Annotated in this window: 12 protein-coding genes and 1 tRNA gene; 7 read left to right on the top strand and 6 right to left on the bottom strand. The window is 70.9% G+C overall.

Features of this window, described 5'->3' with window-relative positions:
• Window positions 1–60: 60 nt before the first annotated feature.
• The 5 genes from IQ251_RS06520 to IQ251_RS06540 all read right to left on the bottom strand — a co-directional run bounded on the left by IQ251_RS06520 (window position 61) and on the right by IQ251_RS06540 (window position 3198).
• Complete coding sequence (locus IQ251_RS06520) at window positions 61–450, bottom strand: ectoine synthase (RefSeq protein WP_193927536.1); 390 nt, start codon at window positions 448–450, stop codon at window positions 61–63.
• A 79-nt stretch (window positions 451–529) separates the two neighbouring features.
• Window positions 530–1783, bottom strand: coding sequence for a diaminobutyrate--2-oxoglutarate transaminase (ectB, locus tag IQ251_RS06525; RefSeq protein WP_193927537.1), 1254 nt, complete (start codon window positions 1781–1783; stop codon window positions 530–532).
• Between the two features lie 100 nt (window positions 1784–1883).
• Entirely contained in the window at window positions 1884–2369 is a 486-nt protein-coding gene (gene ectA / locus IQ251_RS06530) for a diaminobutyrate acetyltransferase (protein WP_228046202.1), read from the bottom strand.
• A 349-nt stretch (window positions 2370–2718) separates the two neighbouring features.
• Window positions 2719–2970, bottom strand: coding sequence for a DUF3099 domain-containing protein (locus tag IQ251_RS06535; protein WP_370591233.1), 252 nt, complete (start codon window positions 2968–2970; stop codon window positions 2719–2721).
• Between the two features lie 152 nt (window positions 2971–3122).
• Window positions 3123–3198 (bottom strand) — tRNA-Thr (locus IQ251_RS06540).
• A gap of 275 nt (window positions 3199–3473) precedes the next feature.
• Between IQ251_RS06540 and IQ251_RS06545 the strand changes: the two genes are divergently transcribed.
• The 3 genes from IQ251_RS06545 (at window position 3474) to otsB (ending at window position 9191) form a co-directional block, all read left to right on the top strand.
• Window positions 3474–4922: a threonine/serine exporter family protein gene (locus IQ251_RS06545; protein ID WP_370591234.1), complete on the top strand. Its 1449-nt coding sequence runs from the start codon at window positions 3474–3476 to the stop codon at window positions 4920–4922.
• A gap of 150 nt (window positions 4923–5072) precedes the next feature.
• Window positions 5073–6512 carry an alpha,alpha-trehalose-phosphate synthase (UDP-forming) gene (locus IQ251_RS06550; protein ID WP_193927541.1) on the top strand — a complete coding sequence of 480 codons (1440 nt, stop codon included), beginning with the start codon at window positions 5073–5075 and terminating at the stop codon, window positions 6510–6512.
• A 126-nt stretch (window positions 6513–6638) separates the two neighbouring features.
• Complete coding sequence (gene otsB / locus IQ251_RS06555; RefSeq protein WP_193927542.1) at window positions 6639–9191, top strand: trehalose-phosphatase; 2553 nt, start codon at window positions 6639–6641, stop codon at window positions 9189–9191.
• 208 nt (window positions 9192–9399) lie between these two features.
• On the opposite strand, the gene IQ251_RS06560 is transcribed toward otsB, so the two are convergent.
• Window positions 9400–10500 carry a LacI family DNA-binding transcriptional regulator gene (locus IQ251_RS06560; RefSeq protein WP_193927543.1) on the bottom strand — a complete coding sequence of 367 codons (1101 nt, stop codon included), beginning with the start codon at window positions 10498–10500 and terminating at the stop codon, window positions 9400–9402.
• A gap of 338 nt (window positions 10501–10838) precedes the next feature.
• Here IQ251_RS06560 and IQ251_RS06565 point away from each other — a divergent pair, with 338 nt between their 5' ends.
• Genes IQ251_RS06565 through IQ251_RS20235 form a run of 4 tightly spaced genes read left to right on the top strand, consistent with a single transcriptional unit; the run spans window position 10839 to window position 14090 of the window.
• Window positions 10839–11825, top strand: coding sequence for a metal ABC transporter solute-binding protein, Zn/Mn family (locus tag IQ251_RS06565; RefSeq protein WP_193927544.1), 987 nt, complete (start codon window positions 10839–10841; stop codon window positions 11823–11825).
• Between the two features lie 26 nt (window positions 11826–11851).
• Window positions 11852–12664 (top strand): metal ABC transporter ATP-binding protein, encoded by an 813-nt coding sequence (locus IQ251_RS06570; protein ID WP_193927545.1) that lies wholly within the window; start codon window positions 11852–11854, stop codon window positions 12662–12664.
• Window positions 12661–13536 carry a metal ABC transporter permease gene (locus IQ251_RS06575; RefSeq protein WP_193927546.1) on the top strand — a complete coding sequence of 292 codons (876 nt, stop codon included), beginning with the start codon at window positions 12661–12663 and terminating at the stop codon, window positions 13534–13536. The genes IQ251_RS06570 and IQ251_RS06575 overlap by 4 nt, the downstream gene beginning before the upstream one ends.
• 50 nt (window positions 13537–13586) lie before the next feature.
• Window positions 13587–14090 carry an ion channel gene (locus IQ251_RS20235; RefSeq protein WP_193927547.1) on the top strand — a complete coding sequence of 168 codons (504 nt, stop codon included), beginning with the start codon at window positions 13587–13589 and terminating at the stop codon, window positions 14088–14090.
• Window positions 14091–14140: the final 50 nt, after the last annotated feature.

Raw genomic sequence — 14140 nt, forward strand, 5'->3', positions numbered from 1 at the left:
CGGGCCCCGAACGCACGGCACCCCGCCCGGATCACCGGACGGGGTGCGCGCTGCGGAGGCTCAGTCCTCGACGATGAGCGGGTACACGCCGTTCTCGTCGTGCACCTCGCGGCCGGTCACCGGCGGGTTGAACACGCAAACCGTGCGCATCTCGGTGCGCGGGCGGACCTGGTGCTTGTCCCGGTTGTTCAGCATGTACAGCGAACCCGGCGCGAGCTGGTGCACCTCACCGGTGGCCTTGTCCTCGACCTCGCCCTCGCCGTGCGTGACGAACACGGCCTCGACGTGGTTGTCGTACCAGAAGTCGTTGACCGTCCCCGCGTACAAGGTGGTCTCGTGGACCGAGAAGCCCACCTTCTCCCTGGCCAGCACGATGCGCTTGCTGCGCCAGTTCTCGGTCTTGATGTCGTCCTCGGTGTCTTCGACCTCCGACAGGTGCCGGACGAACACATTTCCTCCTGGTTGAACGTCTCGCGGATGTGGATCGGCCAGCGGCCGTTGGCAGGAGCAGTATCGCCGCCTGCTCCGGTCAGGCCAACACGGCGCGCACCGAGTCGCGCAGGATCTGCAGGCCCTGTTCGAGCTCCTCGTCGCTGAGCGTCAGCGGCGGCATGATCTTGACGACCTCGTCGGACGGCCCGGCCGTCTCGACGATCATCCTGCGGTCGAAGCACGCCCGGGAGATCTTGCCCGCCACCTCGGTGTCCTCGAAGCCGAGACCCCGGGCCAGACCGCGCCCCTTGGACACGCCACCCGCGGCGGGGAACTCGGCGATGAGCTCGTCGAGCACCGCGCCGACCCGCTCGCCCTTGGCGATGGTCGACTTCTCCAGCACGTCATCGCTCCAGTACTGCCGGAACGCCTCGGACGCGGCCACGAACGCCGGGTTGTTGCCGCGGAAGGTGCCGTTGTGCTCGCCGGGGTCCCAGACGTCGTGCTCGGGTTTGATCAGCGTGACCGCCATCGGCATGCCGTACCCGCCAATGGACTTGGACATGCAGACGATGTCCGGCTGGATACCGGCTTCCTCGAAGCTGAAGAACGGGCCGGTGCGACCCACGCCCATCTGCACGTCGTCGACGATGAGCAGCATGCCGTGCTTCTGGCACAGCTCGTAGAGGCCGCGCAGCCACTCCGGGCGCGAGGAGTTGATGCCGCCCTCGCCCTGCAGCGTCTCCACGATCACCGCGGCGGGCTCGTTGAGACCGCTGCCGCTGTCCTCCAGCAGCCGCTCGAAGTACAGGAAGTCCGGGTACTGCCCGTCGAAGTAGTTGTCGTAGGGCATCGGCGTGGCGTGCACCAGCGGGATGCCCGCACCACCGCGCTTCATCGAATTGCCGGTCACCGACAGCGATCCCAGCGTCATGCCGTGGAAAGCGTTGGTGAAGCTGATGATCGACTCGCGACCGGTGATCTTGCGGACGAGCTTGAGCGCGGACTCCACCGAGTTGGTCCCGGTCGGCCCGGGGAACTGGACCTTGTAGTTCAGCCCGCGCGGCTGCAGCACCTTCTCGTCGAACGTCTCCAGGAACTCGCGCCTGGCCGAGGTCGCCTGGTCGAGGCCGTGCGTGACCCCGTCCCGCTCCATGTAATCCAGGACTTTCCGCTTCAGCAGCGGATTGTTGTGCCCGTAATTGAGCGCGCCGGCGCCGGCGAAGAAATCGAGGTACGGGGTGCCGTCCTCGCCGTAGAGCCAGCTGCCCGAGGCGCGGTCGAACACCGCGGGCCAGGTTCTGCTGTAGCTGCGGACTTCCGATTCGTGGGTGGCGAAGATGTCGTTCACGATCCTCCGTTCGTCCGGGCGCTGCCGCTCCTGCGGGGCGCCGCCCGGCGCTGTGCGATCGAGGTGCGTTGGTGCGGGTGATGGCTCCGTGGTGCGCGGATCACGGTCCGGCAGCCGGGAACGGGCCGATGCGGTACAGGTCCTCACCGAGGTGCGCGTCCGGGAACAGGTCGGCGGTGAACAGCTCGCTGCGCTCGATGCCGGTTCCCCGGCTCTCCGCGAGCGCGGAGAACAGGCCGATCGACGCGGTGTTGTCCGGGGTGATCGTGGTCTCCAGGTAGCGCACGCCGCGCGGCTGCACCCGGTCGACCAGGTGGGACAGCAGTTGTCGGGCAACGCCACCACCGCGCTGGGAAGCATCGACGGCGATCTGCCAGACGACGACCGCGTCCGGGGCGTCCGGCCGGATGTATCCGGTCACGAACCCCACGACCCCGTCGTCGGTGCGTGCCACCGCGGAGGTGTGCGCGAAGTCCCTGCACCACAGCAAATATGCGTAGGGCGAGTTCACATCGAGCACGCCCGAATCACGGGTGATCCGGTGCAGTGCCGGGCCGTCCGCGACGACCGGAGCCTCGATCTCCAACCGCCCGGCTGAACCGCTTGTGCCATTTCGTTCGCTTCTATGGCTCGGTTTGTCGCCGGTCATGCTGACCCAACTTAACAGAACGCGGGGTAATCCGTCAGGCTTCGCGGCGTTTATCGGCCCGACTACCTGGGGAAATGCCGATTCTCCCGTGAGAAGCACTACACGAACGTTGCCGCGCACTTCCGGGCGGTGCTACGGATGTGCTGCCGCATTCACGTCCCGATTGCGGACATACCTATTCTGACCTGCGGGAACGCCTTTTCTCGGCAAGATCGCCGAGCAAGCCCCGAAGATCCCGCCGCGCTCGCCCGGAATTGTTGCGCGAATCGGGTGCCCGGACCGCGGATCAGCGCCGCGAACCGTCCGGCGGTCGACCCGGCGCACGACCCCGCACGGCGGTCCGGTCGTTGGCCACCACGACGGCCACCCACGGCAACGGTCCGGTCAGCGCGATGATCAGCACCGCCAGCCACCAGATGTGCACCAGCAGCGCGGCGGCCACGAAGCCAACCAGGTGCAGCACCATGAACACGGCGTACACGCGCCTGCGGTGCCGCTGCTCCACGTCGAACGCGGGCTGGGCATCGGTGATGGTCACCGGTCGGCCGGTGTGCCACGGCACCCGCACGCCCGCCGCGTACCCGAGCGCGCCGCTCGGAACACCCGGGCTGCGCGAAGGGTTTTCGCGATCAGCACCGGCGCGATCGCCCGGTCCGGTCATCCCGGACGCGCACCGAGATCATGTAGCGTTGGAGCCGCTGAGGGGACTCGAACCCCTGACCATCCGCTTACAAGGCGGGCGCTCTACCAACTGAGCTACAGCGGCACTGCGCGTCACCGGTCGGCCGCTACCGGCCGATGTGCGCCACGACATCGTAAGCGGCCGTGCGCGCCGGGATCGAAGCGGTCCGACCCACCCGCGCAAGCGCTCCCGGGAGGGTCGGCGGACGATGGTGGGCGCCGCCGGGACGAGGCGCGCGGCGTGTGACGGACACCATGAACGGCGGATGCAACGGACTGCCTATGACCACCGATGGCCGAGGGGACGATCACGAAGACCGACCCGCGCACAAGAGCGGGAAACAGGAGGGACGGCGAGCCGTGGGAATCACGCAGCGCGCCCGTGGTGTGCTGCGGCGGCGCGACCCGGAGCTGACGCTTCCACCGGGCACCCGCAGCGCCGTCATCGGGCCGCAGCTGCCCGACGAGTCGACCGTGCACTTCGTGCTCGACCTGGGTCTGCGCATCGGCGAGATCCAGATGGCCAGCGGCGCGGGCGCCTCGGACGTCACCGCCACGATCATCGGCGTGGTCAACGCCTACGGCCTGCCGCACTGCGAGGTCGACGTCATCTACACGTCGATCACCGTCTCCTGCTTCCGCGGGACCGACTTGCCGCCGATCACCTCGCTGCGCGTGGTGCGCAACCGGTCCAGCGACTACACCCGGCTGGACGCGGTGGAGAAACTGCTCCGCCGGATCACCGCGGGCGAGGTCTCCGCCTCGGACGCCTACGCGGAACTGGACCGGATCACCAGCGCCCCGCACCCGTTCCCGCGCTGGGTGGCCACGCTGGCCTGGGCAGGCATGGCCGCCTCGCTGGCGGTGCTGCTCAGCGGCGGCCAGGACCTGATGCTGTCCGTGGTCGCCGCGCTGGCCACCGCGCTGGTGGACCGGGTGGGCCGCTGGCTGAACAAGCGCGCGCTGCCGTTCTTCTTCCAGCAGATGGTGGGCGGGGCGCTGGCCACCGGTGTGGCGCTCGTCTTCTACTCGATGGGCTGGCTCAGCAGCGCCGCACCAGGCCTGGCCGTGGCCTCCTGCATCATCGTGCTGCTGTCCGGGATGACCGTCGTCGGCTCCATGCAGGACGCGATCACCGGCTACAACGTCACCGCGGCCGGCCGGCTGGCCGAACTGGCGCTGATGTCGGCCGGGCTCATCGCCGGTGTCGTGCTGGCCCTCTACATCAGCACCCAGCTCGGCGGCGGTGCCCTCGGCGGCCTGCAGGGGCAAGACGTCGGGCGCGGCCTGGTGTCCGGATCGACCGCGCTGCACATCCCGATCCAGACGCTGGCCGGTGCGTCCACCTCGGCCTGCTTCGCGCTGGCCAGCTACGCACCGCCGCGACCGCTCGTGGTCGCCGGGTTCGGCGGTGCGCTGGCAGGCACCGTCAACGCGATCATGCTCGCGGTCGACGCGCACAGCGTGCTCTCCGCCGCGGTGGCCACCACCGTCGTCGGGTTCGTCGGCGGCATCGTCTCCCGGCGGCTGAAGATCCCCGGCCTGGTCGTTGCGGTGTCCGGTGTGGCCCCGCTGCTCCCCGGTCTGGCCACCTACCGCGGGCTGTACGAGCTGTCCGTGCTCGGCAACCCGGTCGGTGCGACCACGCTGATGCTGGCGGTGGCCACCGGGCTGGCGCTCGGCGCGGGCGTGGTGTTCGGCGAGTACCTCGCCCGCCCGGTGCGCACCCGGCTGGGCCGACTGGAGCGGCGGATGGCCGGTCCCCGGCTGACCGGTCCGCTGTGGCCGAGCCGCAGGCGCATGGAATGAGCCCCGGGCGGGAATGATCCGGTGGGGGCCGGTCCGGCGGGCCAGCCGGTTCCACCGGTTCGACAACGGGTGCTTGCACCACACGCAGCACGCACGGACGGCGGCGATTGGCTAGCCTCGCCGCAGGTCTACAGGGCGGAGGGATTCCCGGTGAGCGACGGCGGCACCGCCGGCCGAGCGGACTTCGTTGTGGTCGCCAACCGGCTGCCGGTCGACCTGGAACGGCTCGACGACGGCACGCAGCGCTGGAAGCACAGCCCCGGCGGGCTGGTCACGGCACTGGAACCGTTCCTGCGCGCCCGGCACGGCGCGTGGGTCGGCTGGCCGGGCGTCGCCGACCTCGACGTCGAACCGTTCCTCGACGAGGACCTGCACATCCACCCGGTCTCGCTCACCGCGGCGGAATTCGCCGAGTACTACGAAGGATTCTCGAACGCCACGCTGTGGCCGCTCTACCACGACGTGGTCGTCCCGCCGGTGTTCGACCGGACCTGGTGGAACTCCTACCAGCGGGTCAACCGGCGGTTCGCCGAGGCCGCGGCCGAGGTCAGCGCCGAGGGCGCGACGGTGTGGGTGCAGGACTACCAGTTGCAGCTGGTGCCCTCGATGCTGCGCGAACTGCGCCCGGACCTGCGCATCGGGTTCTTCCTGCACATCCCGTTCCCCCCGGTGGAGCTGTTCATGCAGCTGCCGTGGCGGACCGAGATCGTGCAGGGGCTGCTCGGCGCCGACCTGGTGGGCTTCCACCGCCCCGGCGGCGCGCAGAACTTCCTCTGGCTGGCGCGCAGGCTCGCCGGCTTCGAGCCCAGCCGCGGCCAGGTCGGCGTGCGCTCCCGGCCGGGCGTCGTGCAGGTCGGCGACCGGACGGTGCGGGTCGGCGCGTTCCCCATCTCCATCGCCGCCAACGACCTGGACCGGCTGGCGCGCACCAAGGAGGTCCAGCAGCGCGCGAAGCAGCTGCGCGCGGAACTGGGCAATCCGCGCCGGATCCTGCTCGGCGTCGACCGGCTCGACTACACCAAGGGCATCGACGTCCGGTTGCACGCGATGCGCGAACTGCTGGCCGAAGGCGACATCACAGTGGAGGACGTGGTGATGATCCAGGTGGCCACGCCCAGCCGGGAACGCGTCGAGCACTACCAGGAGATGCGCGAGGGCATCGAACGCGCGGTCGGCCGGATCAACGGCGAGTACGGCAGGGTCGGCCACCCGGCCGTGCACTACTTGCACACGTCCGTGCCGCGCAAAGACCTCGTGGCGTTCTACTGCGCGGCCGATGTCATGGTCGTGACGCCGGTGCGCGACGGGATGAACCTGGTGTGCAAGGAATACGTGGCCAGCAGGCACGACCTGGGCGGAACGCTGGTGCTCAGCGAGTTCGCCGGAGCCGCCGCTGAGCTCACGAGCGCGTTCCTGGTGAATCCGCATAACCTGGACGGTGTGAAGGATGCGTTGCTCGCGGCCCTGAACATCGAAGAAGCGGAGGGACGCCGTAGGATGCGCGCATTGCGTAGGCAAGTGCTCACGCACGACGTCGACCGCTGGGCGCGGTCGTTCCTCGAAGCACTGGGCACCCCGCACGCGGAGTAGCGCCGGCGCGCAGCGGCCCGGACACGGGTTCGCGCCGCGACGACACATCCCGGACGAGCGCGGCGGCAGCTGCACCGCGCCGTCCGGATCGATCCACCGACATCGACCACCACGCCCTTGAGGAGTATGGCGTTGACCGCCGAAGCACTGCCTGCCGAGCTGCGCCGCCTCGTCGTGCAGCTCGCGCGGACACCGCGCCTGCTGGTCGCCTCCGACTACGACGGCACACTCGCCCCGATCGTGGCCGACCCCAGCCAGGCCAAACCGCTCCCGGAATCGGTGCACGCGCTGCGATCGCTGGCTTCGCTGCCCGCGACCACGGCCGCCGTGATCTCCGGCCGCGCGCTGCGCGACCTCGCCACGCTGTCCCGGCTGCCCTCCGAGGTGCACCTGGTGGGTAGCCACGGCTCCGAGTTCGACGTCGGCTTCGTGCACGAGCTCGACCCGGAGGTCACCCAGCTGCGCACCGAACTGCAGATCAGCCTGCAGAACATCGTGGCGGGCCAACCCGGCGTGCGGCTGGAGGCCAAACCGGCCAGCGTCGCGGTGCACGTGCGCGCCGCCGAGGACGGCATCGCCGAGGACGTGCTCGGCGCCGTGCGCAACGGACCGGCCACCTGGGACGGCGTGCAGGTCACCGAGGGCAAGGCGGTCGTGGAGCTGGCCGTCGTGCAGACGGACAAGGGCAACGCGCTGGAGGCGCTGCGCCACCAGGTCGGCGCGACCGCGGCCATGTTCCTCGGCGACGACGTGACCGACGAGAAGGCGTTCTCCCGGCTGCAGGGCCCGGACCTGGGCATCCGGGTCGGCGACGGGGAGAGCGCCGCCGACTACCGGATCAACGACACCGGCGAGGTCGCCACCGTGCTGGCGTTCCTGATGGAGGAGCGCCGCACTTGGCTCTACGGCGAGCAGGCCCCGCCCATCGAGCGGCTGACCATGCTGTCCAACGAGCGCAACGTCGCCCTGCTGACGCCGGACGCCCGGGTGACCTGGATGTGCCACCCGGGACCGGATTCGGCGGCCATGTTCGCCGACCTGCTCGGCGGGTCCGGTGCGGGCACGTTCACCGTCCGCCCGCAGGCCGGGGACGGTGCGCAGCGCAGTCCGCTGCCGCTGGGCCAGCGCTACGTGCCGAACACGATGACCGTGGAGACCCGGTGGTCCCGGCTGCTGGTCACCGACTACCTGGAACACGGCAGCGATCCGCACCGCACCGATCTGATCCGGGTGATCAGCGGAAGCGCCCGCACTGCGGTGGATTTCGCGCCCCGCCCGGAGTTCGGCCAGGTCCCGGTGCGCCTGCAGCCGGAATCCGGCGGGCTGCGCGTGCTGGGCACCGCGGAGCCGATGGTGCTGCACTCGCCGGGCGTGCAGTGGGAGATCAGCTCGGACGGGATGCACGAGTCCGCGCGCGCCCTGGTGCAGCCCTCCGATGACGAACCGGTCGTGCTGGAGCTGCGCTGCGGCAGCGAGGACCTCGAACCGGCCGCCGAGTCGGAACCGCAGCGCCGCAGCGCCGCCGACCGGTACTGGTCGGACTGGCTGGCCCGGCTGACCCTGCCCGAGGTGGAGACCGACCTGGTGGCGCGCTCGGCGCTGACGTTGCGCGGGCTGTGCAACGCCGACACCGGCGGCATCATGGCCGCGGCCACCACCTCGCTGCCGGAGGAGATCGGCGGTGTCCGCAACTGGGACTACCGCTACTGCTGGCTGCGCGACGGGGCGATGACCGCGCAGGCGCTGGTCACGCTGGGGTCCACCACCGAGGCCGAGGCTTTCCTGGACTGGGTGCACCGGGTGCTGGAGACGCTGCCCGGTCCGGAGCGGCTGCGGCCGCTGTACACGTTGCAGGGCACCGGGCTGGGCCCGGAGGCGGTCATCGACAGCCTGCCCGGGTACGCGGGATCGCGGCCGGTGCGGGTGGGCAACCTCGCCGACCAGCAGGTGCAGCTGGACGTGTTCGGCCCGGTCGTCGAACTGATCGCACACCTGGCCCAGGCCACCGGCGGGCTCCGGGAGACGGACTGGTCACTGGTCAAAGCCATGGCCGAAGCGGTCGCCCACCGCTGGTTCGAACCCGACCACGGCATCTGGGAAGAGCGGGACGTGCCGCGGCACCACATCTACTCGAAGGTGATGTGCTGGCTGACGCTGGACCGCGCGGTCAAGCTGGCCACCGCGTACGGGTACGCGGCCGACCCGTCCTGGGAGAACCTGCGCGACCAGATCGCGCAGGACGTGATCAAGAACGGCTGGCACCCGGACGTGCAGGCGTTCACCACCGCCTACGAGGGTTCCGACCTGGACGCGGCTTCGCTGCACGTGGGGCTGTCCGGGCTCATCGACCCCTCCGACGAGCGGTTCCAGGCCACGGTGACCGCCATCGAATCCGAGCTGCGCAGCGGCTCCACCGTCTACCGCTACCGGCGGGACGACGGGCTGCCCGGTGACGAGGGCGGTTTCCACCTGTGCGCGGCCTGGCTGATCGAGGCGTATCTGCTGATCGGCAGGCGCACCGAGGCCGAGGAGCTGTTCCAGCAGATCGTGGACAACGCCGGTCCGACCGGGCTGCTGTCCGAGGAGTACGACCCGATCGCCGAGCGGTCGCTGGGCAACCACCCGCAGGCGTACTCGCACCTGGGTCTGATCCGCTGCGCCCAACTGCTGTCCGCGTGAGCAGGCGTTCTTGACCGGGCTTGCCGGGCGGTGCGGGTAGCGGAACCTCAGGCGCCGCCTCGGTGCGGGAACGTCACTGGTGCATGCCACGCATGGCGCTGGGGCTGTCCTCCCCGGGGCGACGTCTGAGACACCCGCGGCGGTGCAGGTTGATCGGTGCGTGGAAGCGGGTACCGCCGCTGGCGAGCAGCACGCCGCCGGAATCCGGTTACGGGCCGAACCAGCGTTCTTCCATGGAGCGGGGTGCGGCCGAGGTCGCACCGGTGATCAGCTGGGTCTCCAGCTGGATGTGCCGCGGGCGGCCCGGTTCGGCGTTGTCCAGCAGCAATCGTCCGGCCGCGCGGCCCTTTTCCAGCCACGGCTGGCGCACCGTGGTCAGCCCCGCCCGCTCGGCGTCCGGAATGCCGTCGAATCCGGTGATGCTGAGGTCCTCCGGCACCCGCAGACCGCGGTTGTGCGCTTCGGTCAACGCACCCAGGGCGAGGATGTCCGAGGTGCACACCACGGCGGTGATCTCCGGGTCGATCTCCAGCAGCTGCGCGGCGGCCGAGGCCCCGGACGCCGGGGTGTGGTCGAAGCGTTCCACCACCGGCACGCCCGACCACTCGACGCCGACCGCCTCGAACGCCTCGCCCAGCGCCGCCAGCCGGGCGCGCTGCACGTGGAAGCTCGCGTTGGCCTGGCGCTGCACCGAGGCCGGGCCGTCGTTGCGGCCGCGAGCGAGCCGCATGCAGGAGACCCCGATGCGCCGGTGGCCGAGCCCGATGAGGTGCTCGGCGACGGCCTTGATCGACCGGCCGTCGTCCGGGCCGACCCAGTCCATGTTGTCCAACCGGGGCTGGTCGCAGACCACGACGGGCACCGGCCGCTCCAGCACGGCCGCCAGGTGCGGATCATCCTCCGGAACCGAGTAGACGACGAACCCGTCGACGCCCGCGCGGTGCACCGAGGCGACGTCCTCCTGCTCCGGGCTCGCCGGGATCAGCGTCAGCCCCTGCGCGGCGTCCTCGCAGGCCAGCGCCAGTCCTTCCAGGAAGCCGAGCGCGCCCGGGTCCCGGAAGGCGTAGGAGAGGTTCTCGGTGAGCAGCAGGCCGACGGCCCCGGCCTTGCGGGTGCGCAGCGACCGGGCAACCGGGTCCGGGCCCGGGTAGCCGAGTCGGCGCGCGGTGTCCAGCACCCTCTTGCGCAGCTCCGGGGAGAGCTGGTCCGGACGGTTGTACGCATTCGACACCGTCGTCCTGGACACCCCGAGCTCCGCCGCGAGCGAAGCCAGGGTCGCAGGCCGCCGGGCATTCGTTGACCGCGCCATGGAGGAACCGTAACGGTTCAGTACCCGGGGGTGAAGCGAGCATGATGCATATCCCACTCACGTCCGAGCGCTGCGCGCGCCCGGCGTCCGCGGCTCGGTCCGACTCCGGCGGCGGTGCGATGGCCGTGTCCGCAGGCACAACCTCCCCCGGCCGGTGGAATCCCGCACCGATCGGTGCTTAAACTGCACATGACAACGGTTCCCGTTACCGTTCGCCATTGACCAGCGGTCGTCCTGACTCGACACGTCGACCCCGACGAGGCGATCACCCCAGTCGTGATCACTCCGCGCACACGTGCCGACGGTCCACGGGTGACCGGGAGCTGAGGAGTGCATCGATGACCCGCAGAGGCCGCACCGGCACCGCGGTAGCCGTACTGGTCGCAGCAGCGCTCGCCGCGAGCGCGTGCGGCACCGGACAGGACGGAGGCGGCGCGGACGGCAAGGTCCAGGTCACCACCTCGACGAACGTGTGGGCCGACGTGGTCCGCGCGGTCGGCGGGGACGCCGTCGAGGTCACCCCGCTGATCACCGATACCGCGGCCGATCCGCACTCCTACGAGAGCAGTCCGCGGGACGCGGCCGACGTCGCCGATGCCGACCTGGTCGTGCACAACGGCGGCGGCTACGACGAGTTCATGGACCGCATCCTCGCGGCGGACGACCCGAAGCCGACCGTGCAGGCGTTCAGCGACGAGGACGGCGGCGAGCAGCAGGGCGCTCCCGGCGAGGGGCACGAGCACGCGCACGCGCACGGCAGCAACGAGCACGGCGGGGAGCACGAGCACGCGCACGGCAGCAACGAGCACGTCTGGTACGACCTGCACGTGGTGCACGAGGTCGGCGACCGGATCGCGGACGAGCTGGCGCAGCTGCGCCCGGCCGAGGGCCAACGCTTCCACGACTCGGCCACCGAGTTCACCCGGCAGATCGGCGGCCTGGAGCAACAGGTCGGCGAGATCGCCGAAGCCCACCGCGGCAAGCAGGTGATCGTCACTGAACCGGTCGCGCAGTACCTCATCGACTCCGCGGGCCTGCAGGACAGCACACCGCCGTCCTTCGTCGACGCGATCGAGTCGGAGACCGACCCCTCGGCCGCCGCGGTCGCCCAGATCCAGGACGCGGTCCGGTCCGGCCAGGCCGCAGCGGTGATCCACAACCCGCAGACCGAGACCCCGGTGACCCGCGATGTGCGGGAAAGCGCCCAGCAGCGCGGGATTCCGGTGGTCGAGATGACCGAGACGCTGCCGGAGGGCCGGTCCTACGTCGACTGGATGGGCGGGCAGATCACCGCACTCCGCGACGCCCTCGGCGACCGGCCGTGAGCGGCGGATCCCCGGGAGCCGCCCCGATGACCGACACCGCACCGCCCGTCCGGCTGCGCGGCGCCGGGCTCTCCTACGGCGACCGAACCCTGTGGGAGGGGCTGGATCTGGACGTCCACCCCGGCGAATTCCTCGCCGTGCTCGGGCCGAACGGTTCCGGCAAGACCAGCCTGCTGCGCGTGCTGCTCGGGCTGCAGGAGCCGACCAGCGGCACGGTGCACATCGACGGCGCACCCGCGCGTCGCGGCAGCGACCGGATCGGCTACATCCCGCAGCAGCGCGCTGTCGAGGGCGCGGTGACCGTGCGCGGCCAGGACCTGGTCGGATTCGGCCTGGACGGCCACGGCTGGGGCGTCGGGCTGCGCCGCAGGCGGGAACGCAAGCGGCGGGTGGACGCGGCACTGCGCGCGGTGGACGCCGCCGAGTACGCGCGGATGCCGCTGGGCCTGCTGTCCGGCGGTGAGCAGCAGCGGCTGCGGGTCGCCCAGGCCCTGGTCGGCGACCCCTCGGTGCTGCTCTGCGACGAACCGCTACTGTCCCTGGACCTCGCGCACCAGCGCAAGGTCAGCGGGCTCATCGCCGACCGGGCCGAGCAGGCCGGCGCCGCGGTCCTGTTCGTCACGCACGAGATCAACCCGGTGCTGCCGCTGGCCGACCGGGTGTTGTACCTGGTGGACGGCCGGTTCCGGATCGGCACACCGGACGAGGTGCTCAATTCGGCGACCCTGTCCGAGCTGTTCCGCACCGACGTCGAGGTCGCCCGGGTCGGCGGCAGGCTCGTGGTCGTCGGCGCCGAGGACGACCACCCGCACCACGTGCACGAAACGGACGAGGCGTGAACGAACTCATCGACGTGCTCAGCCCGGTGTTCGACTTCTCCACCGCGGTGGACCTGCTCGGCTACCCGTTCGTGCAGCAGGCGCTGCTCGCGGCCGCCGCGCTGGGCCTGGTGTCCGGCTGCCTGGCCCCGCTGGTGGTGATGCGGCGGATGTCGTTCGCCGTGCACGGCACCGCCGAGCTCGCGTTCACCGGTGCCGCCGCCGCGCTGCTCATCGGCGCGGGGGTCGGGATCGGCGCGCTGGCCGGCGCCGTGGTCGCGGCGCTGCTGCTGGGGCTGCTCGGGCAGCGCGGCACCGAACGCGATTCGGTGATCGGCGCCATCCTGTCCTTCGGTCTCGGCGTGGGCGTGCTGCTGCTGTGGCTCAACCCGGAACGCACCTCGAACAAGTTCAGCCTGCTGGTCGGGCAGATCGTCGGCGTGGATTCCGCGGACGTGGTGCTGCTGAGCACCTCGGCGCTGGCGGTGCTGGTCGTGCTGGCCCTGGTGTACCGGCCGCTGCTGTTCGCCAGCGCCGATCCGGACGTCGCGGTCGCCCGCGGGGTGCCCGCCCGGGTGCTCACCCCGCTGTTCTCGGTGCTGGTCGGCGTGGCGACGGCCCTCGGCGTCTACACGGTGGGTGCGCTGCTGGTGCTGGCGCTGATGGTCACCCCGGGAGCGGCGGCCGCGCGGGTCACCGCCAGCCCGGTCAAGGCCACCCTGCTGTCCGTGCTGTTCGCCGAAGCCGCCGCCCTGGGCGGGATCCTGCTCTCGCTCGGTCCGGGAGCCCCGGTCAGCGCGTTCGTCACCACGATCTCGTTCCTGATCTACCTGGTGTGCCGGGTCGTGGGCGGCTACCGGTTGCGCCGGGCCACCCGGACCCCGGTCGCCTGACCGACCTGCCCCGCGGGCGCGCGGCGGGGAGTTGCCCCAGGCTGATCGGCGTGCCCGGAGGAGAATCCGCCCGCTGGTCCGCGCTACGCGGCCCGGCGACGGCGCTGCTGGTCGTGCTGGCCTGCACGGTCGTGTACTACCTGCTGCCGCTGGGCCGGTTCGGGGTGGTCGGCACCGTCTCATCGGTGGCGGTGTTCGCGGTAGGGCTGCTGCTCATCTCGGTGCTGATCCTGGTCCAGGCGGCGCGGTTCCGCCCCGGTGCGCGCCGGCGCGGTTCGATGGCCGGGATGGTCGCCGCGCTGTACCTAGCGGTGCTGTTCTTCGCGTCCGTCTACTTCGGACTTTCCTGGCACTACCCGGGAGCGATGGCCCAGCTGGGCACCCGGACCGATGCGCTGTACTTCGCGCTGTCGGTGACCGCCACGGTCGGCTTCGGCGATGTGCACGCGGCCTCGCAGGGGGCCCGCGCGGTGGTGGCCGTGCACATGGTGTTCAACATCGGCTTCCTCGGTGCCGTCATCAACGAACTCCGCGGCCGGATCACCCCGCGCTGACCTGCACTCATCCGAGTTGTCCACAAGATGAGGCCGGGCTGTGGACAGCG

Source organism: Saccharopolyspora montiporae (assembly GCF_015209505.1).
In the GTDB taxonomy this organism is placed as follows: domain Bacteria; phylum Actinomycetota; class Actinomycetes; order Mycobacteriales; family Pseudonocardiaceae; genus Saccharopolyspora; species Saccharopolyspora montiporae.